This is a genomic window from Chloroflexaceae bacterium (assembly GCA_025057155.1).
In the GTDB taxonomy this organism is placed as follows: Bacteria; Chloroflexota; Chloroflexia; order Chloroflexales; family Chloroflexaceae; genus JACAEO01.
This window is the reverse complement of the sequence record JANWYD010000001.1, coordinates 27,474-47,069: the sequence shown is the minus strand read 5'-3', so window position 1 is coordinate 47,069 and position 19,596 is coordinate 27,474. Positions and strand designations below refer to the sequence as shown.

At 66.1% G+C, this 19,596-nt stretch carries 13 protein-coding genes and 1 tRNA gene; 8 read left to right on the top strand and 6 right to left on the bottom strand.

From position 1 onward, the window contains the following. Positions 1-24 precede the first annotated feature (24 nt). The 5 genes from NZU74_00180 to NZU74_00160 all read left to right on the top strand — a co-directional run bounded on the left by NZU74_00180 (position 25) and on the right by NZU74_00160 (position 4,934). On the top strand, positions 25-987 hold the full coding sequence (locus NZU74_00180) for an ABC transporter permease (GenBank protein ID MCS6879728.1): 963 nt from the start codon (positions 25-27) through the stop codon (positions 985-987). Between the two features lie 289 nt (positions 988-1,276). After that, on the top strand, positions 1,277-2,251 hold the full coding sequence (locus tag NZU74_00175) for a phospholipase D-like domain-containing protein (GenBank protein MCS6879727.1): 975 nt from the start codon (positions 1,277-1,279) through the stop codon (positions 2,249-2,251). 235 nt (positions 2,252-2,486) lie between these two features. Beyond that, positions 2,487-3,602, top strand: coding sequence for a hypothetical protein (locus NZU74_00170; GenBank protein MCS6879726.1), 1,116 nt, complete (start codon positions 2,487-2,489; stop codon positions 3,600-3,602). A gap of 104 nt (positions 3,603-3,706) precedes the next feature. Next, positions 3,707-3,782: transfer RNA gene (locus tag NZU74_00165), tRNA-Arg, on the top strand. A 204-nt stretch (positions 3,783-3,986) separates the two neighbouring features. Further along, positions 3,987-4,934 carry a polyprenyl synthetase family protein gene (locus tag NZU74_00160; GenBank protein MCS6879725.1) on the top strand — a complete coding sequence of 316 codons (948 nt, stop codon included), beginning with the start codon at positions 3,987-3,989 and terminating at the stop codon, positions 4,932-4,934. Positions 4,935-5,027: 93 nt separating this feature from the next. On the opposite strand, the gene NZU74_00155 is transcribed toward NZU74_00160, so the two are convergent. From NZU74_00155 to NZU74_00135, 5 genes are all read right to left on the bottom strand, one after another. Continuing rightward, positions 5,028-5,234: a hypothetical protein gene (locus NZU74_00155; protein MCS6879724.1), complete on the bottom strand. Its 207-nt coding sequence runs from the start codon at positions 5,232-5,234 to the stop codon at positions 5,028-5,030. Positions 5,235-5,288: 54 nt separating this feature from the next. Beyond that, positions 5,289-7,058 carry a permease gene (locus NZU74_00150; protein MCS6879723.1) on the bottom strand — a complete coding sequence of 590 codons (1,770 nt, stop codon included), beginning with the start codon at positions 7,056-7,058 and terminating at the stop codon, positions 5,289-5,291. An 87-nt stretch (positions 7,059-7,145) separates the two neighbouring features. Further along, positions 7,146-9,092, bottom strand: coding sequence for a DUF4838 domain-containing protein (locus NZU74_00145; protein MCS6879722.1), 1,947 nt, complete (start codon positions 9,090-9,092; stop codon positions 7,146-7,148). A gap of 4 nt (positions 9,093-9,096) precedes the next feature. After that, the gene (locus NZU74_00140; protein ID MCS6879721.1) at positions 9,097-10,002 is read right to left on the bottom strand and encodes a DMT family transporter; all 906 of its coding nucleotides are present in this window, start codon (positions 10,000-10,002) and stop codon (positions 9,097-9,099) included. A 73-nt stretch (positions 10,003-10,075) separates the two neighbouring features. Further along, positions 10,076-11,500 carry a glycosyltransferase family 4 protein gene (locus tag NZU74_00135; protein ID MCS6879720.1) on the bottom strand — a complete coding sequence of 475 codons (1,425 nt, stop codon included), beginning with the start codon at positions 11,498-11,500 and terminating at the stop codon, positions 10,076-10,078. 453 nt (positions 11,501-11,953) lie between these two features. On the opposite strand from NZU74_00135, the gene gltB reads away from it, so the two are divergent. Beyond that, a complete protein-coding gene (gene gltB, locus NZU74_00130; protein ID MCS6879719.1) occupies positions 11,954-16,567 on the top strand; it encodes a glutamate synthase large subunit in 4,614 nt (1,537 codons plus the stop codon). A 96-nt stretch (positions 16,568-16,663) separates the two neighbouring features. Here gltB and NZU74_00125 read toward each other — a convergent pair whose 3' ends face one another. Beyond that, complete coding sequence (locus NZU74_00125) at positions 16,664-17,143, bottom strand: DUF1992 domain-containing protein (GenBank protein ID MCS6879718.1); 480 nt, start codon at positions 17,141-17,143, stop codon at positions 16,664-16,666. Positions 17,144-17,665: 522 nt separating this feature from the next. On the opposite strand from NZU74_00125, the gene NZU74_00120 reads away from it, so the two are divergent. Beyond that, positions 17,666-17,803, top strand: coding sequence for a hypothetical protein (locus NZU74_00120; GenBank protein MCS6879717.1), 138 nt, complete (start codon positions 17,666-17,668; stop codon positions 17,801-17,803). Positions 17,804-18,070: 267 nt separating this feature from the next. After that, complete coding sequence (locus NZU74_00115) at positions 18,071-19,585, top strand: sugar transferase (protein ID MCS6879716.1); 1,515 nt, start codon at positions 18,071-18,073, stop codon at positions 19,583-19,585. The last annotated feature ends 11 nt before the right edge of the window (positions 19,586-19,596 follow it).

Sequence of the window (19,596 nt, the reverse complement as noted above, 5' to 3'; positions counted from 1 at the left end):
CCGGCGCCAGGCTCAGGAGTGAAGATGTCGGAAGCGAACCCGCCTGTCGAACATGCTACGGGAGCGCGCGCGACGCTTGAGGCGGCAACACTCGCCCAGGCGCTGCGCCCGCCGCGCTCGCTATGGAGCGATGCCTGGCGGCGTTTCCGCCGCCATCGCATGGCTGTGGCCGGCACGGTGATGTTCGCCTTCCTGATGCTGGGGGTCATCGTTGGCCCCGTGATCTGGCCTGGGGATCCGCGCAAAATTGACTTCTCGCAGAGCCTGCTTCCGCCGAGCCGGGCGCACCCGATGGGCACCGACGACCTGGGCCGCGATGTGCTGGCGCGGGTAATGCTCGGCGGTCGCGTCTCGCTGGCGGTTGGCGTGGCGGCGATGCTGATCGCCATCACCCTCGGCACCCTGATCGGCGCCGTAGCCGGCTTCGTTGGCGGTCGAGTTGACGGCCTGCTTATGCGTCTGACCGATCTGTTTCTGGCTTTGCCGGTGGTGCCGTTGCTGCTGCTGTTGATCTTTCTCTTCCGTGATAGTCTGCGCAGCGCCTTCGGACCGGAAAGAGGCATTTTTATCCTTATCGTCACGGTGATCGGTGGGTTGAACTGGATGACCGTGGCGCGCCTGGTGCGCGGTTCCTTCCTCTCGCTCAAACAGAAAGAGTTTGTTGAGGCTGCTCACGCGCTGGGGGTTGGCGAGATAACGATTATGTTCCGCCACATTCTGCCCAATGCCCTCGGGCCGATCATCGTCGCAGCGACCCTCGGCGTCGGCGCGGCGATCATTACCGAGTCGGTGCTTTCCTTCCTCGGTCTGGGCTTTCCCTCCGATACGCCTACCTGGGGCCGCCTGCTCAACGATGGGCAGAACTTCCTCGAATTCGCTCCCTGGGTGGTCCTCTGGCCGGGCTTCCTCATCTTCCTCACGGTGCTGAGCATCAACTACATCGGCGACGGCCTCCGCGATGCCCTCGACCCGCGATCGCAGTGGTAGAGGGCCCATACGCTTCTCTTCTGGCAGCGTAACTTTCCCGCTCCTGAAACGGTTTTCTTGTGGGTCGCGGGCCTGACCCTCCAGGTTTGCAGGCTCAGCCCTCCATTCTTTTGCACTCTTCTCGACTTCGTGGCGTATGGACCCTGCCACTCTTGCTCCACGCCGCTCCAGGCGCACGCTGATCATCCTGGCGCTCGCGCTCGCTGTTGTGGCAGCCCATGGCTGCCTGGAGCGGGCCGTCCCTTTGCCTGGACGCTCTCACCGGCCCCAACTGACTGCTGGAGGAACAGTGGCGGTTTACTTCACCACGCCGGAGTTGCACTACCCCGATGTGCCGCGCAACCGGATTGCGCCGTCCTTCGAACGAGCCTTGCTGGCCGACATCGCCGCTGCCAGGGAGCGGATTGAACTGGCGAGCTTTGAGTACAACCTGGCCAGCGTCGCCGAGGCGTTAATGCGCGCCCGCGCCCGGGGAGTGCAGGTGCGCATGGCCCTCGACCGTGAGGGCCTGCACCATCCAGCTATGTCCCGCTGGGCGGGGATGCTCGAAGAGGCCGGCGCGAGCGTGAGCTGGGAGCGGAGTGACGGCTTTCTGCATAGCAAGTTCGTCATCCTCGACCGGCGAGTGGTCTGGACCGGCTCGTGGAACGTGACGGTGAACGACACCTACCGCAATAACAACAACCTGTTGCGTATCACGGCGCCCCAGGTCGTGGCGAACTACGCCGCTGAGTTCGAGCGCATGGCTGCGGGGCGCTTCGGCAGCCGCAAGGGCGGAGCAACGCCCTATCCTCTGGCGCGTCTTCCAGGGGCCACGATCGCCACCTTCTTCTCGCCGCACGAGCCGGTGCGCGCACACATCCTGGAGCATCTGGCCCTGGCGCGAAGTAGCGTGGACGTGCTGGCGTTCTCCTTCACCGATGACGCCATTGCTGAGACATTGATTAATCGTCACCGTCTGGGTGTGCCGGTACGAGTGGTCTTTGAAGCGCGCAACGCCAACGGGTCGGGTTCAGAGTATGCGCGCCTCCGCGTGGCGGGCCTCGATGTCCACCGCGATGGCAACTGCCATACGATGCACCACAAAGTGATGATCCTCGACGGGCGGGTGGTCATCACCGGCTCGTACAACTTCACGCGCCGCGCCGAGGAGGTGAACGACGAAAATCTGTTAATCATTGAGGACCTGGTACTGGCGCGGGCCTTCGCCGAAGAGTTTTCCCGCGTCTACCGGCAGGCCCGCGCGCCTGCGCGCTGCGTGTAAACCTCGACGCCTCCAGAACGCCGGGTTGCCAACGTTCCCTGGGGGATCGTTCGGGGGGCTGCGCCTTTCCGGATGCCCCCGGTGGGCAGAGGAATGGGGAGACCAGTTTTTCCCGTTTCTCTCCAACAATGGAACATATTCCCATCCGCCAGCGTTATATAGGATGGAAGTACTATTGACTTCCCCGAAGGGGCCACGGTAGCCCCTTCAGTCATCCTGGTGAAAGGATACGACAATGTCTCGCAGGCTTGCGCGAATCCGGCGCTGGGGCTTGCCGTTGACGTTGGTCGTGGCGCTGGCGCTGGCAGTGCTTGGTCAGGCATTCGCCCAGCCCGGCCCGCCCGGTGAGCCTCTGCTGCCGAATATCGAGCCGGAAGAAGCTCTAACGGCCGACGTGCCGATCTGGATGCTGAGCGAACAGGAGGCGGTCGAGGCGACCCTTCGCGCCTACCTCAGCAGTGATCCGTTGATGCTGGACGAAGCGCTGGCGCTCCTGGAGCAGAACGCAGTTCCGAGTATAGCGGTGCTTGACCGCATCGCCACCGTGTACGTCCCGGTTCTCCGCAGGCCGCCAGAGGTCGGTCAGGCGCCGACGCCTACCCCGACGCCAACGCCGGCGCCGGAACCTGAACCCGAGCCGGGCGAGCCTGCCGATATGGTGGTGACGATCTGGCCCAGGCCGAGCGTCTGGGTGGCGCGGGGCGGCCTTCTCGAGTATGAGTTCCGCCTGACGAACTACGGCCGGGGCACGGCGCGCGAGACGGTGGTGGTCTTCCCTATCAACCGCGCTCAGGTCTATGGCTTCTATACCAGCCTGGACAGCCGGGCCGGGGACTGGGTGCGTTCGGTGGACCAGAACAGCATCACGGTGGTGTTCGGTCCGCTGAGTGCGGGGGCCAGGCGCAGCGGCAAGCTCTTTATGCGCGTGAATGAGAACCTGCCGTTGCCGTCGCCTACGCAGACCCCGGTGCTGATTGATACCCGCGCCAGCTACACCTTCCGCGACGATGCTCGGGGTGGCGGCCAGCGCACGAACTGGGCCCCGGTGCTGGTGGGCAGCGGTCCGGTTGACACGCCCTATATCTGGGTGCAGAGGACGCCTATGAGTGGTCCGGCCGGCACACGCTTCGCGTTTTTCACCAATCGCTTCCTGCCCGGCGAAGGAGTGACCACCTGGCTGAACACTCCCGGAGGGCGCGTCCAGCCGCTATCGCTGAGGGGCACGGCCAACAGCGAAGGGAGCATTGAACTGGTGCTGAACAGCACGGGCCTGGCGCCCGGCATTTACCAGATCGTGCTCTACGGCCAGCGTAGCGGTCTAACCGGTGTGGCGTCGTTCGTTGTGGGATGAGGCCCTGTGGGCGCAATCCTCCGGGTTGCGCCCATAAGGAGAACCTGGTGGCCCGGGGAGGCTTTGACACCACTCCATGTCTGGTTTATAGTACACTCAGCGATGGGGCTGTAGCTCAGTGGATAGAGCAGCCGCCTTCTAAGCGGCTGGTCGTGCGTTCGATCCGCACCAGCCCCGCCAGTCGGCAGCGACCGCACCCTCCGGTGCGGTCGTCGCTTTTGTGCCGGACGGCGGGGCGGTGTTCGTCGAAGGGCGGAGGGCGGAATGCCTTCTTCGACCGTCTCAGGGTGCGTTCCGCCGGTCTACCTGAATACCTGCTTATTCGTCATCAATTGCGCCGTATAATAAAAATAGCGCCACGCACGCCTGAAGCAGCGGCAAGCCATGCCACATATAGAGTTTTCTCCCGCCCTGAGCGCTGATCTCCAGCAGGTAGAACAGATCATCCAGAACCGCCTACGCGCGCGCGCCGCGGTGACCAGCATTGCGAGTTCTCGACTGTCGCCGCCGGATGCGCCCCGCTTGCGGGCTGCTCTGGTGCTCCTGGCGGCGCAAACCGGCGATTATCACCTCGAACGGGCCATCCACGCTGCAGCAGCCGTAGAGTTGATCCACGCCGCCACACAAACCCATAGCGATCTGGTGGACGAAGCCGAACGCCGCCGCGGTCAGCCACGCGTTGGTCCCTGGAACCACAGCGCGGCCCTTATGGTCGGCGACTACCTGTTTGCTCTGGCCGCCAGCGAGATGGCCCTCAGTCCCGACCCGCGGGTGATCGTTTTCTTTACCGAGGCGGTCAAGCAGATCACCGAGGGGATCCTGACGCCTGCAGCGCCGTTGCGGCCGCTCGAGGAGGGACGGGCACACCATCTGGAACGTGTGGGTCAGAAGGACGCGGCGCTCATTGTGGCCGCCTGTAAGGCTGGCGCCGCTATCGGGGGCGGAGATGCGGAACAGATTGAGACCCTGGGACGCTTTGGCCATGAACTGGGTCTGGCCCTGCGCCTCGGCGACGAAGTGCGTGATTTCAGCGAGCGGAACGGCAGCAGCGCTCCCGGCGCCAGCCTCCGCGCCGGGGTCGTGACCCTGCCGCTTATTTTCGCTGCTACGCTCGGCGACGGACCGCGTCTGGCGGCCGCTCTTGACAGCGCCGATGCCGGCGAGCAAAGCTGGGCCACTGATGAGGTGCGCCGCTATGGTCTCGCTCCAGCCCGGGCAGAGGTGCTGCGCTACGCCGAAAGCGCGCGCGGCATGCTTGCCCAGATGCCCCCCGGCCCTGGCCGCGAAGCCCTGGCACGCGTAGTCGACTATGCCATGCGGCGCACCGCCTGAATTTATACCAATTTCTGTTGAATAGACAGCGTCCGCTTCATCGCCAGGTCTCATTCGGACGCCATATCCGGCACTCCACAATCCAAAACGGTATTACAGATCCCGCCGCACCCGCCCGATGGCCCAACCCAGGGCCAGGCCCGCCAGCGCAAAGAGTATCGCTGCACCCGCCACTCCTACCAGCAGGTGACGCCATCCCAGCGGCCCGCCCAGCAACCACCAGGCCAGCGCCGTCGGCACGCCGATCAGCGCCAGCGCCACCAGCGCCAGTGGCACGGCGCCGCGGAGAAATAGCACCACTCTGTGAAGCCATCCACCCACCCGGCTGCTCCGGGGGTGCACAGTCGCCACCGACTAGCCCGTCTTCAACGCCTGCAACTGCGTCACGAGCGCCTCGGCGAGGGCCACGTCCTGTGCGCCAACGACATCGCGGGCAACGACCGTGAGCGCATCAACCATTGCCGCCAGTTCGGCCCCGCCGAGGGTTTCCAGGGCCGCCTCGGCGGCAGCGGCATCTCCGCCCAGCGCCGCCTCGGCGGCGGCCCGCACCTCCGGCGGCGCCTCGCTCAACACCTCTGCCGCCGGGACGCCGCCGAGCACCGCGCCCGCGCCCAGGGCCGCGCGCAGTTTGGCCATCGCGTCGGCGGCAGTGGCCCGCATATCAAGATGCACGTCCGGCGGCGTGGTTACGTCCGTCACCACCACCTCGTAGAAGAGATCCGTCCCGTCGGCCACCTGCCCATGAACGGTGCTGATCTCGGTATGCCGGGTCTCCGCCGTTACGATTTCGGCTGCGCCTTCAGCCGCGCCAAGGACGGTCACCTGCTCGGCGCTGATGAGCATGGCACCCAGGGCCAGGCTGCCCGTGGCGGTGCCATGCAGATGCACACGGTAGGCCCCTGCGGGGGGGTTGGGGATGATGGCGATGTTGAGATGCTTGCCGCTGTGACCGTGATCGCGGGCCCGCACTCGCCGCGGGCGCGCGGGCGCCCTGGCCACTTCGAGCGGCGCTCCCAGCACGCCCGCGCCTAGAAGGGGCGGACCGGCGGGGGTCTCCACCACCATCGTCACCGGCGAGGCGGTGAGCACTACCAGCTTCGTTTCCTCCACCGGCGGCGCGCCGAGCAGGGGTAGGCGAACGTCCTCGTCAATGAACGTCTGAATTTCATTGAGGATCGCCTCTAACACCCGGGGATGATCTGGCAGCGCCCCGTGGGCCGCACCGACCAGTGGGTCAGGATTGCTGATGTCCGGATGCGCCAGACCGGCGCTGGCGGTGCGCACAGTGCCGTCTCCTTCGTTATCCACCTCGTCTTGCACCGGCTGTCCGTCCGGGAAGCGGGGCGGATCACCGGGAGGAATGGGTGGGCCGCCGACCACAATCGCCCGAATGGTGGGAAAGCCGGTCGCTCTGATCGTCGTAACCGGCGCGCGCCGGGCCAGCAGATCCAGTTGCGCCGGCTGGTTCAGCATCAGGCCCACCAGGTTGCGCTCCCGATGCGAAGACTCGGGTTTGGGGAGCGGAGGCCCTTGATGGTTGACCAGGTAATTATCAATCGGCAGCAGATCGCGGACGCCGGGCGCCAGGACGCGGATTGTCCGCAGCGGGTCCAGTTGGGTCTGGAAGGGATGGGCGTGGCGGAGGTACCAGAGATAGACATCGAAGACCGCCTTGACGGCGGGATCGGCGCGCAACTCGCCACCGCCCCAGGCGTAGTAGGCCTCACCCGCGCCACGATGGGGCGTGCCCAGGGTAAACAACCGGGCGACATCGTGTGCGTACTCCGCGCTCTGGATGTAGCTCCGCGCGACCAGACCGCCCATGCTGTGCCCCACCAGGATCACCTTCTCGGCGCGGGCGCGGCGCTTCGCCCGATCAATCCACGGCTTGAGGTACAGGCGCGCCGCGTCCTGTACCGACTTGCGCCAGTCGTAGAAGGCCACGAACAGATCGGTATCCCGAACGTAGCCGGCTTCCTCGAAGGCTTCGAGGAAGCGTTTTCCGTAGCTGATGAAGGGCGGAAAGTTCCAGCCGGTGAGCCGCGGCCCTTGAAAATCGAGCAGGACCAGCAGGTTAAACGAGCCACACAGACCGGGCACGAAGATCACGGGTGTGCGGGCCATTGGCGGTCCTCGGGTGGTGCAAGCGGCGGCAATGAGACGGCGACAGGTTCATCATAGGCTCCTGGCAGGCATCCGTCAAGGGCGGCCTTATCGCCAGTCGAGGCGTGCGGCGTAGCGGGCCGCGGCCACCGCGCGGCGCAGCCGCAGGCCCAGGCGGGCCAGCGGTCCCAGCAACCGCGCGTCGGCGATGTGGTCGAGGTGCAATTGAAAGGCGGCGCGCAGCAACCGGTGGCCGCCTAGGGCCGCCGGGGGCACGTGAACGTCCGCCCAGGCCAGGAGCGTGTCAAGGGCCGCCTGAGCCTCGGCCAGCGTCTCGCCGAGGAGCGCTGTGCCAGCGTCACGGGCCGCCAGAACGTACAATTGCTGGCGCAGATGGAGGAAGTGGAGCAGCGCGGCGCTCAGTTCCCACTCGGCCCGTTCGGCGTCCAGGTCGGCCCCGGCGAGGGCGGCGTTCCACATTCCCGCCGCCCGCTGCAACTCCTCGTCGGCGCAACGTATGTGCTCAAGGCGGCGCTCGATGGCGCGTCGCGGCCCGGCGATGATCTGGTCGAGCACGTCGGCGGGCGGATGAGCGATCGGATCGCGGCCCCGATGCGCCTGCGCGCCCTCGTCCTTCTCCGGGTCGCGTTCGAGCACGGCCCGCCAGGCGCGGCTCAGGGCGCGGTAAGCCTCGACCAGGGCTTCGCTGGCGCGCGGCGCGCGCGCGGCGGCATAGCCTGCCAGCGTGTCCTCCGCGCTGGCAGTGGGCGCCCAGGCCAGCCGCGCGAACAGGTAGGCGCTGGGCGGCGTGGCCACGAAGGGCCGGTCGCCCGTCAGCAGCACGTGCACCCCGCTCGCCCCCGTGGCCTGGTAGTGCCGCATGTCGGCGGCGATCACTTCAGGCAGCGGCGGGGGCGAAGACTTGAACAGAATGCCGTCCAGGTAATATTCGAAGATCGTCAGTTCCTCCCCCGCGATCTCCTCGGCGTAACGGGCCAGCCTGCCGGCGACCCCGGCGTTGGCCGACGCACCCATCCCCTCGGCGTAGCTGCGCCGGCGAGGCGCGAAGATGGTCGTGACACGCGGGTGCGGGCGCGTTGCCGCGGGCGGGGTTTCGGTGTCGTGGTAGGCCAGGAAAGCCACTCGGGCGCCAGGACGCCCGGTTGGCAGGGCCTCCGCCAGGGCGTTCGCGGCGATCAGGGCCTGGTCAGCAGGGCCAAGACTGGCGCAGTTCGGACAGTGACACCATCCTCCAGCGCGCAGATCGTCCGGCCAGAGGTGATAGATCTCGGCTTCGGGATAGGCGGCAAAGAACGCCGCTGCCAGTTCCTGCGCGTGGGCCAGCGCGGCGGGGGTGCTCACGCAGAGGTTATGGTCGGCGGTGCGCCGGCGCCCGTTATGGCGGAACATCTCGGGACATGCGCCGAAGAGACGACGCGGCAAGAGGTCGCGCAGGTGATGGCCCCCCAGTTCGACGCGCATTCCACGCTGGCGAAGCAGCGGCAACAGTACGGCGCGGCGTTCGCGCCAGGCGGCCAGCCGGCACGCCCACAGCGCCGGGGCGCGAATGGTCGTGTGAATAAAGATCGTGTTGAGGCGGTTGCGGGCCGCCCAGATGATCCACTGTTCGGCCTGGGCCAGGAAGAGGTCGTGGCCGATGATCAGACCGCGGCGGGCCAGGCCGGGCCGGTCGGCGACGGCGACGGCGGGGAGGGTGATGCGAGCCTGGCGGGGAAGATGCTCCGCGCCAGGTTCGGGCGCGGGCCAGCGACATCCCAGGGCCTCCAGCAGGTCGTAGACGGCGTAGAGCAAGCCCCGCGGACCCGCTCCGCGCAGGCTCAGGCCGTGCTCATCAGGGACGCGGATGAACCCCTCGCCCGTGGGACCATGCGACAGGAGAATGCGCGGTCCCTGCGCCGCTGCGGTGATCGGCAACACCGGCGCCCCTATGCGCGCCAGCGTGGCGCGCAACTCCTCGGCAGCCAGCAGCGCTGTCGGGTCGTCGCTGGCAAGCTCGATGGACCAGGCAGGGTCCAGGGTGGGGGCGACGCTCATGGTATCACCGTCGGGTCAGAAGTACTCCGGCCACGATCAACACCGCCCCGGCCGCCTGGTTCCAGGTCGGTTGTTCACCCAGCAGCGGCCAGGCCAGCAGCGCCGCGCAGAAAGGGATCACGCAGCCATAGATCGCCGTGCGCACCGAACCGGCGACGCGCACGCTGTGGTTCCAGAGAGCATAGGCGACCACCAGGGCGATCGCCGTTGCGTAGACCAGGCTGGCCCACGCCTCCGCGCTAACCCCGGACCAGTCCAGCCGCAGCAAGTCGGGGACGCCCATGAGCAGTAAGGCGGGCGCGCCGGTGATGGTTGTCCAGGCGGTGATCGCCAGGGGCGAAAGGCTCTGAGTCAGGGTACGGACGCCCAGGGTGTAGATCGTCCAGCATACGGCGCAGCCGAAGAGCAACAGGTCGCCAAGCAGGCTTTCGGCAGTGAAGTGGAGTTGCCCCGAAGCAACTACCAGGGCCACGCCGAGAAAGGCCAGAATGATGCCAGCGATGGTGTGGAGGCGCAGGCGCTCGATGCCGAGCAGCGCGCCGAAAAAGGCGACCAGGGCCGGGGTTGTGGCGATCAACAACGAAGCGTTAGCGGCAGTGGTGATCCGCAGCCCGTAGGTGAAGCCAAGCTGGTAGAGGGTATTGCCAACGAACCCCAGCCAGGTGAGCTTCCACAGCGCTCCGGGGGGCAGGCGGAGCGGCGCTTCGCGCCAGGCCAGCGCCAGCCAGAGTAACAGCGCTGCTCCGGCGAAGCGTAGCGCGCCGAAGGCCAGCGGCGGAATCTCGCGCAGCCCGATCTTCATAGCGCTGAAGTTCAGGCCCCAGATCATTACGACCGCAATCATCGTCACATCGGTGACGGGCAGGCCGAACCCGGACCGGGTCTTGCCCGCCTGCGTTGGCATGGCCATTGCTGGTTGCCTCTCGTTATCAGGTCCGTTTTCAGTCGGACAGGGGAGCGAGGAACCCTGGTTGCTCCGCACTTTAACTCAGTTCAGCAATGCGCCGCGCCACGTTCGACAGAATGCCGGTGTCCTCTCCAGTTAGCCCGATCTCCGCCAGGGCGCGCGCTGCGCTGGCGACGAGGGGCGAGGTTGCCGCTGGCGGCGTGGGCGCGGCGGGCGGTAGTGTCGGGGAAACGGCGAGGTTGTCCGGCTCGCCCTCCTCCGGAAGTGGGAACCACAGCGGCGCCGGGCGGATCTTGCGCACCACCGGCCAGCCGTACAGGCGGGCAAGGAAACGCGCGTAACCCGCAGCGGCCCGTTCCAGAGTGTGTTCGGCGGCCACATAAGCCCGCGCCTGCGCCCCCAGGGCCGCTGCCAGCTCCGGGCGGGCGAGCAGCAGGCGACAATAGGCGAGGATCTGATCGCCCTCGGCGGGGCCAGGGTCCACCTGAGCGGCCACGCCAGGCGGCAGTTCAGCGAAGGCGCCAACGGCGCTCACCAGGGTCGGGCGCCCGGCGCCGAGGAGCCGCAGCAGACTGGCGCTGGTTTCGCCAGCGGTCGGGTAGCGCAGGTTGACACAGATATCGGCGGCGGCGACATAATTCTCAAACGCGGCGCGGGGCACGTAGCCGGTCACCGTCACGACGTCGCCCAGACCCGAGCGGGCGATCAGCCCGGCAAGATCGTAGTTTGGCGAGACGCTGCCCACCAGCAGATAGCGCGCGTCGCGGCCCTCGGCGCGCAGAGCGGCCAGAGCCCGCAGCGTCGGCTCGACGCGCTTCCAGGCATTGATGTGGCCGAAACTTGCCAGCACCACCGCCTCAGGCGGCAGCCCCAGACGCGCGCGCGCCGCCTCACGGGGAGGCAGATTGGGCAGCGGAACGCCCATCGGCACAACGGCCACGGGCAGGTCGGGACGCAGCGCGGCGGCGCGCCCGGCTACGTAGCGGCTATGGGCGATCAGCCCGCGGGCGCTGGCGAGCACCGGCTCGCAGCACGGGAAGTCGAAAGCCGCGTCGGTGAACCGCGAGCGGATCATGAGCCGGGCCATATGGGCGCCGGAGGCCCCGTAGCGCGCCTCCATCGCGCGGACGTAGCTCTGCACGTCCCGCAGCCGGCTGGCGGCATACCAGAGCATAAAGTGGTGCAGGACGAAATCGTGCAGCACAACAACCCCCGGCAGCCGCCGGGCCGCGTCCCAGATCGCCCCGTGCGCCGGGCTATTGCCCATGTGGTACACCAGGGCATCGTAGCGGCGCCTTCGCAACTCGCGCGGGAGGCGGCGCAGCGGCAGCACCTCGAGGTGTTGCACCAGACGCCGGTTGGCCGGGCGCAAGCCATCCTCGACAAACAGCACGATGTCGGCGTACTGCCCGAGGTAGGGCAGCAACTCCTCGCTGTAGTCGGAGATGCCGGAGGGCGCCGGATTCACCGGCGAACAGTAAGCGATCCGTGGCGTCTGCATAGTCCCGACAGTGTAGCACAGGTCGGCAGGAGGTACGGCAGGCGCAACCCTCCGGATTGCGCCGCTTGGATCTTCCGCACAAAATCCCGCCGCGATGATTGGACAGTGATATTGACAGTGCCCACAGAACATTGTATAGTCCTACATAACACGAAATTAATGAACCCATCGGTGCGGTGCAGTGCGGCGCTGCCGGAAGTTCAACGGTTGAGTCCGGCGGCTTTTTGCACCTCTAGCTCGTCTGGCAGGTTCTCAAACGTCCATAAGGGTCGCTCCATTCGGGCCAAGGTTCTCAGCCCACCCGGCCTCGTCGGCGCAAGGATGCGCTGCGAGGCGGTTTATGCATCCGCCGGCATCGGCAAACTGATACGCCAACGATGCCCGCCACTCCCTCGAAGGGCCGAGGGTCTGGCGGGCGTTTGTCTGTTTTCACTAGAGTGCAAGGTGGTAACGATGCAACTTCCTGTGCGCGACGCTCACGGATTGTACGACCCGCGTTTTGAGCACGACGCCTGCGGGATCGGCTTTGTCGCCCGCATCAGTGGCCAGCCTGGTCACGAGATCCTCTCTATGGCCCTCGAGGCCCTCGGCAACCTGGAGCATCGCGGCGCCGTCGCCGACGATGCGAGAACAGGCGATGGCGCCGGCGTGCTCACCCAGATACCGCGCGCGTTGATGCTCCGCGAGTTGCGTCGCCAGGGCATCACCGCAGAGCCGGCGGATCTGGCGGTGGGGATGTTCTTTTTGCCGCACGCAGAGGACGCCAGCGCCGCGGCGTGCACCATTGTCGCCCGGGCCCTTGCGGAGCGCAACCTGACGCTCCTGGCCTGGCGCGACGTGCCGGTTGACCCCGAGACCCTCGGCCAGCGCGCGCGCGCGGCGATGCCGTTGATCCGCCAGGCGCTGATCGCGCGCCCCACCGGTCTCGACGACGTTGCCTTTGAACGCACCCTGTACCTGACCCGCAAGGCTATCGAAGCCGCTTTCCAGCGCGAGAACCTCGCCGCCTACGTGCCTTCGTTCTCGAGCCGCACCATTGTCTACAAAGGGTTGCTCCTGGGCAGCAACCTGGCCGATTTCTACCTCGACCTGCGCGACCCGGCCTTTACTACCGCCATCGCGGTGTATCACCAGCGTTACTCGACGAACACCTTCCCTACCTGGGAGCGCGCTCAGCCCTTCCGCATGCTCTCCCATAATGGCGAGATCAACACCATCCAGGGGAATGCCAACTGGATGCGCGCCCGCCAGGCAGTGCTACACCTGCCCGCCGATTTTCTCGCCGCCGGTCCCGTGGATGGCCCTGTGGCCCTCACCCCGGTGCTCGACGAGCGCGGCTCCGACTCGGCGATGCTTGATAATGCCCTTGAATTGCTGGTGATCAGCGGGCGCGATATTCGCCATGCTCTTACTATGCTGGTGCCCGAGGCCTGGGAAAAGGTGCCCGACCTGCCGCCGGCCCTGCGCGCCTTCTACCAGTACCATGCCTGCCTGATCGAGCCGTGGGACGGGCCCGCCGCCCTGACCTTCTCCGATGGGCGCATCGTGGGCACGGCCCTCGACCGCAACGGCCTGCGCCCGGCGCGCTATATTGTCACCGATGATGGGCTGGTGTTCTCCGGCTCCGAGGTTGGCGCGGTCAGTGTAGACGAACGGCGCGTCGTCCATAAGGGCAAGCTCGGTCCCGGGCAGATGATCGCCGTTGATACGGCGACCGGCAACTTCTTCACTAACGAGGACGTGAAGAGCTACCTCGCCGGTTTGCGGCCCTACGGCGCCTGGGTCGGCCAGCATCTGCGCACGCTGCCGCCGCACGAGCCGGAGACGCCGGAGGGAGCGGATGTCGCCGCGCAGGGCGCCGATCTGCAGCCGTTGCAGATGGCCTTTGGCTATACGTCGGAGGAGATGAACGTTATTTTGAAGCCTATGGCTGCCACCGGACACGAGCCGGTTGGTTCGATGGGTGATGATACGCCCACGGCAGTGCTCTCCCAACTGGAACTGGGGCGTCCGCTCTTTCACTACTTCAAGCAGCGCTTCGCCGAGGTCACCAACCCACCGATTGACCCGCTGCGCGAAGAGCTGGTGATGTCCCTTAGCATTGCCCTGGGCCGGCGTGGCAATGTGCTTACCGAGACACCCGAGCACGCCCACCTGCTGCAACTCACCTCCCCGGTGTTGACCGACGCGCAGCTTGCCGCCATCCGCGCCCAGCGCGATCCGGCCCTGCGCGTGGCCACGGTCGCGGCTCTCCTGCACGCCGATGAGACTCTTGCTGACGCTCTGGAGCGCCTGCGCGCCGAGGCCGCCGAGGCCGTGCGCGCCGGGGCCTCCATCCTGATCATCAGCGATCGCGGGGTGAACCCATCCCACGCGCCAATTCCCGCGCTCCTGGCCGTTGGCGCCGTTCATCATCACCTGATCCGCGCGGGACTGCGCACCCTCTGTAGCATTGTGGCCGAAACCGGCGAGGTGCGCGAGGTCCACCACCTGGCCTGCTTGACCGGCTACGGCGCCGAGGCGGTCAATCCCTACCTGGCGCTGGCCAGCGTGCGCCACCTGGCCCTGGAGCGCGAGGCGCTACGGCAAAAGACGTCCAGCGCTCCCGTCGAGAAGGTGCGCGACGATCCCCGCTCGCGCACCCTGGCCGAAGAGGCCGAGCACAATCTGATCGTCTCGCTCGAGAAGGGCCTGCTAAAGGTGATGTCGAAGATGGGCATCTCCACCCTGGACAGCTACTGCGGAGCGCAGATCTTCGAGGTTGTCGGGCTTGATCAGGAACTGATTGACGCCTGCTTCACCGGCACGCCTTCGCGCATCGGCGGTGTGGGCCTGGAGAAGCTCGAACGCGACGTGCGCGCCCGCCAGCGCAGGGCCTTCGGCGACGCTGCGCCGGCCCTGCCCCATCCCGGCTTCTACAAATTCAAGAAGGACGGGGAGTACCACGCCTTCAGCCCTGCGGTCATCCACGCCCTGCACCGGGCCGTGCAGAACCCCTACGCCCTGAATGGCGACAGCCGCGACCGCATCAGCCCTGAGGGCTACGCTCTCTACCGCGCCTATGCCGACCTGGTGCACGCGCGCCCGCCGACGGAACTGCGCGATCTGCTCGAGTTTGTGCCCGCCGGTCCTCCCGTGCCGCTCGATGAGGTGGAACCGGTGGAGTCAATCGTCAAACGCTTCAGCACCGCGGCGATGAGCCACGGCTCGACCAGCAAAGAGGCCCATGAGACGCTCTCGATCGCCATGAACCGCCTCGGCGGCCTGGCCAACAGCGGCGAGGGCGGCGAAGAAGCCGAGCGCTTCAAGGACGAGCGTAACAGCCGCATCAAGCAGGTGGCCTCCGGGCGCTTCGGCGTGACGCCCGCGTATCTGGCCAGCGCCAGTGAGTTGCAGATCAAAATGGCCCAGGGCGCCAAGCCCGGTGAGGGCGGGCAATTGCCTGGCCATAAGGTGAATGAGGAGATTGCCCGCATCCGCCATACCGTTCCCGGCGTGGCGCTGATCTCACCTCCGCCGCACCACGACATCTACAGCATCGAGGATCTGGCCCAACTGATCTACGACCTCAAACAGGTGAACCCCAACGCCACCGTCAGCGTGAAACTGGTGGCTACTGCCGGGGTAGGCACCATTGCCGCGGGCGTCGCCAAGGGCTATGCCGATATTATCCTCATCAGCGGTCACGCTGGCGGCACTGGCGCCGCGCCGCTCAGCAGTATCAAGAACGCCGGCGTGCCCTGGGAACTTGGCCTGGCCGAGACCCAGCAGACCCTCGTGCTCAACGGGTTGCGCGGGCGGGTGCGCGTGCGCGCCGACGGGGGGCTGAAGACAGGACGCGATGTGGTCATGGCCGCGCTCCTCGGCGCCGATGAGTTTTCGTTCGGCACGGCGGCCCTGGTGGCCGAAGGCTGCATCATGGCTCGCGCCTGCCACAATAACACCTGCCCGGTCGGCATCGCCACCCAGCGGGCCGAACTGCGCGCCAAGTTCCCCGGCAAGCCCGAAATGGTCATGGCCTTCTTCCGCTACCTGGCCCAGGAGATTCGTGAGATCCTGGCCTCCCTCGGCCTGCGTTCGCTCAACGAGGCGGTGGGCCGCACCGATCTGCTGCGGCAGCGCCCAACGGGATATCCCGGCGCCGACGATCTGGATCTGACCCCCGTCCTGGGCGCGGCGCGCATGGTCGGCACGCATGAAATTCGCCATAACGGCAAGAACAACGCCCTGCCACCCGAGGAGAGCCTGAATGACCGCATCATGCTCGACACCCGCGGCGCTCTGGCCGCCCGTGGTCCGGTCACGCTGAGCTATACGATCCGCAATCGCAATCGCAGCGTCGGGGCCCGGCTTGCCGGCGCCATCGGCCAGATCTACGGCGACAAGGGCCTGCCGCCCGGCACGATCACCATTCACGTGCGGGGCAGCGCTGGCCAGAGCTTCGGCGCCTTCAACGCCCCGGGAGTGGAACTGCGGCTGACCGGCGAGGCCAATGACTATGTGGGCAAGGGGATGGCCGGCGGCGTGATTGTGGTCGCGCCCGACCCCCAGGCGCGCTTCGCCTGGCACGAGAACGTCATCGCCGGCAACACCCTGCTCTACGGCGCCACCGGCGGCGAACTGTACGCTGCGGGTCAGGTCGGTGAGCGCTTCGCCGTGCGGAACAGCGGCGCCGTCGCCGTCGTCGAGGGCGTGGGCGACCACGGCTGCGAGTACATGACCGGGGGCGCCGTGGTCATCCTGGGGCCAACCGGGCGCAACTTCGGGGCCGGGATGACCGGCGGCATCGCCTACGTGCTGGATGAAACCCGCAGCTTCGAGCGGCGCTACAATCCGCAGTTGATCGAGTTGCGCCCTATGAGCGCCCGCGATGAGGCTCGGGTGCAACAGTTGATCCGCCGGCACGTCGAACTGACCGGCAGCCCGCGCGGGGCCGAGATCCTGGCCCGCTGGGAAAACTATCGCAACCTCTTCTGGACCGTGGCGCCGCGGGAGTCCGTAGCGCGCATCGAAAACGCCGCCGAGGGCACCGAGGAACTCAAGCCCGCCGCCGCCCGCGCGGCATAAGCGGAGCTACGCCCCTCCAGCGCCTCCCCTCAGGCAGGGGCGTGGGGAAACCAGATTACCCCACGCCCCTCTACCCGCAAGGTTTTGAAACAGCGCCTACTCGGCGAGTTCGCGCCCGGGCCGGCGTAGCGGCAACTGGCCGGCTGCCGGTGGGGCGATGAGATTATACGTGGTGATCTGCCGGTTCAGGTCGTGCACCTTCTGCGCGTACTCCGCGCGCAGGCGTTCGCGCTCCAGCGGGCCGGTCCGGGCCCAGCGCGCGGTGACATGGGCCAGCCAGCGCTCCAGATCAGCGAGCTCGGCGTAGATGTGCTTCTGCAACTCGATCCACGAGGGAGCGTAGCCCGCATTCTTGAGCAAGCGATAGCCGATGCGCAGATCCTCCGGTACATGGTCATCGTCGTCCAGCGGCAATGGTTTGCCCGCGCCGGGCAGATTGTCAAACATGCCCGCGGCCTCGGCCTCGCGGATGCGGCGCTCGATCAGGCTTTCGTGCGCCTGAAACGGCCCCTGACCGAGCGGCGCTTCCGTGCTGTTCTCTGTAGATCTGCGGAGTTTGGAAGATTCGTGAGACATGGCTGGCTCGCTGGGGCCACCGGGTTTCGCGCCCTTCTGCCAGAATGATACCAGATCCCGCGCATAGCTATGATAGCCGCCAGAAGCGCCAAAAAACCATCCCCGGGCGGCTGAGTGGTCCTGTAAGCCCCTGCTGTGGTTTCGGCGTCGGTTCAACTTAGCGCAGAGCCTGCCGAGAAGGCTAGAGGATTGGCTTTTACAACCCTCTGCGTCCTCTGCAGTGAATACGGATGCAGTCAACATAACATGCACCGGCTTCGCTCCACTTGCGCCCTGGCGCAAGTGTGGTAGGATACGCAAGGCAAGCCAGCCGGCTGGATGTGTCGCTCGAACGTTCGGCGTCGTTTCGCTTAGCGTAGTCGCTCAACCAATGTAAGGCATCTTGCCCATGGGTCTGACTATCTGAGTCTTCATCGCCACAACTCCACAGCCCTACACATCTCCACAGAATGTGGGCTGTAGAGCGCTGCTCAAGCCGGAACGATCGGTTCTGAAATCTTGCTTTCACGGTGTAGAGGACCTATGGCCTGGCTTGCTCTTCTCGCGCTCATGCTTATGGTCGCGGCTATTCCTGGCATCGCGCTATACCTGGAGAATCTGCGCTCGTCAGCCGCTGATCCGGGCGACGCCGTTAACGATGGCGCACAGCAAATCGCCTGAGACGCGCGGGACTATTGGCGTCCCCGGGTTGTATGGTACAATCCGCATATACCCGGCTTTGCTCTAGCCGATCACTATGTGCATGAGGCCTCGCATCCGATATAGGATCAGGATATTGTGCGCTATCCAACACGTCACGGCTCGTCTCGATCAGGCCGGCGTGAGTAGGTAGCGGTGGTGCGACAGGCGGAGCCCTGCACATGCCCTGTCTGGAAGCACGGGTGTATAGCCCCGCTTGCAAGGGCCGGGTAGATGCGGGAGAACCCCATGGACAGAAGCATCCACCAGACCGCTCAGCCGGTACTGACCACTCCTGAACAGCCCTGGGTCGCCAGGCGCCTGCGACGCCTGGCGCTTGTCGGGGTAGTGGCCTTCGATCAGGCGCTGATCCTCGCCGGCTTTGCTATCGCGTACTGGCTGCGCTATCTCGCCGACTGGCCTCCGCCGTTCGACCGTGTGGTTCTTGAAGTCGCTACGAAGAACCATGTGGAGTTTAGCGCCTTTTTGCTTCCCTCGGTCCTGCCGCTGATGTTCTTCCTGGCAGTGCGCTTTGCCAGTCAGGGCCTGTATCGCGCCGCCCCCCGTCTGAGCCTGTTCGATCAACTTGGCATCATTTTCAATAGTCTGGTTACCGGCCTGGCCCTGTTGATCATTTTTGTTTTTCTCTATAAGCCATTCTACTATTCGCGGTTGATCTTCGCGTTCGCCGGGGTCAGCATTTTCACGCTCCTCAGCGGCTGGCGGATCGCCCTCGCGAGCGTGCGGCACTGGCAGTGGTCCCACGGGGTTGGCCGGGATCGGGTGCTGGTGGTTGGGGGCGCCGATCTGGGCCAGCAGGTGATGAATGGCATCGCCTCGTCGCCGGGCCTGGGCTACACGCTGGTCGGCTATGTAGACGATCAGCCCATCGTTGCCAATGGCCGCGCCACACGGGTCTATCGCCATCTGGGCAAACTGGAAGACCTGGAGCGGGCCATTCAGCAGAGCGGCGCACAGCAGGTGATTGTGGCTCTGCCGTTTGCCGAGCAGAGCCGCCTGCCAGAGCTGGTGGCCGTCTGTCAGCGTCTGGGCGTCCGGTACCAGATCGCCCCGGATGTGCACCAGTTGAGCTTCGACCGGGTGGATGTGCTGCAACTGAGCGGCGTGCCGCTGCTGCGGCCCAAAGAGATCCGGCTGAGCGGCGCTAATCTGCTGCTCAAACGCGCCATTGACGTCACCACAGTGCTCCTGACGGCGCCCCTGGTCTTGCCTCTTGTCGCCCTCATCGCGCTGCTGATCAAGCTGGACTCGCGCGGTCCGGTGTTGTTTCGCCAGGTTCGTGTGGGGAAAGGCGGGCAGCCTTTCATCTGCTACAAGTTCCGCACCATGGTGCCTGATGCCGAGGCGCGGAAGGCCGAACTTGCTGCGCGGAACGAGGCGGATGGGCCGTTATTTAAGATGCGCGACGATCCGCGCGTTACGCGCATCGGGCGCTTTTTGCGCCGGAGCAGCCTTGATGAGTTGCCGCAGTTCTGGAATGTGCTGCGCGGGGAGATGAGCCTGATTGGACCGCGGCCCGCCCTTCCCGATGAAGTGGCGCGCTACGAACCCTGGCACCGTCGCCGGCTCGAGGTGCTGCCCGGTTGCGCCGGTCTGGCTCAGGCTCTGGGACGAAGCGATATGTCGTTCGACGAGCAGGTTCGACTCGATATCTATTATGCCGAGAACTGGTCGGTAAGCATGGATCTTCGCATCCTGCTTATGCTTATCCCGGTGCTGATCAGCGGTCGCGGAGCATACTGAACAGAAAGAGA

Excerpts from the sequence above, each read along its gene's own strand:
- NZU74_00180 (MCS6879728.1), top strand. The coding sequence starts at position 25 with ATGTCGGAAGCGAACCCGCCTGTCGAACATGCTACGGGAGCGCGCGCG.
- NZU74_00170 (MCS6879726.1), top strand. The coding sequence starts at position 2,487 with ATGTCTCGCAGGCTTGCGCGAATCCGGCGCTGGGGCTTGCCGTTGACG.
- NZU74_00160 (MCS6879725.1), top strand. The coding sequence starts at position 3,987 with ATGCCACATATAGAGTTTTCTCCCGCCCTGAGCGCTGATCTCCAGCAG.
- NZU74_00150 (MCS6879723.1), bottom strand. The coding sequence starts at position 7,058 with ATGGCCCGCACACCCGTGATCTTCGTGCCCGGTCTGTGTGGCTCGTTT.
- NZU74_00145 (MCS6879722.1), bottom strand. The coding sequence starts at position 9,092 with ATGAGCGTCGCCCCCACCCTGGACCCTGCCTGGTCCATCGAGCTTGCC.
- NZU74_00140 (MCS6879721.1), bottom strand. The coding sequence starts at position 10,002 with ATGGCCATGCCAACGCAGGCGGGCAAGACCCGGTCCGGGTTCGGCCTG.
- NZU74_00135 (MCS6879720.1), bottom strand. The coding sequence starts at position 11,500 with ATGCAGACGCCACGGATCGCTTACTGTTCGCCGGTGAATCCGGCGCCC.
- gltB (MCS6879719.1), top strand. The coding sequence starts at position 11,954 with ATGCAACTTCCTGTGCGCGACGCTCACGGATTGTACGACCCGCGTTTT.
- NZU74_00125 (MCS6879718.1), bottom strand. The coding sequence starts at position 17,143 with ATGTCTCACGAATCTTCCAAACTCCGCAGATCTACAGAGAACAGCACG.
- NZU74_00120 (MCS6879717.1), top strand. The coding sequence starts at position 17,666 with ATGGCCTGGCTTGCTCTTCTCGCGCTCATGCTTATGGTCGCGGCTATT.
- NZU74_00115 (MCS6879716.1), top strand. The coding sequence starts at position 18,071 with ATGGACAGAAGCATCCACCAGACCGCTCAGCCGGTACTGACCACTCCT.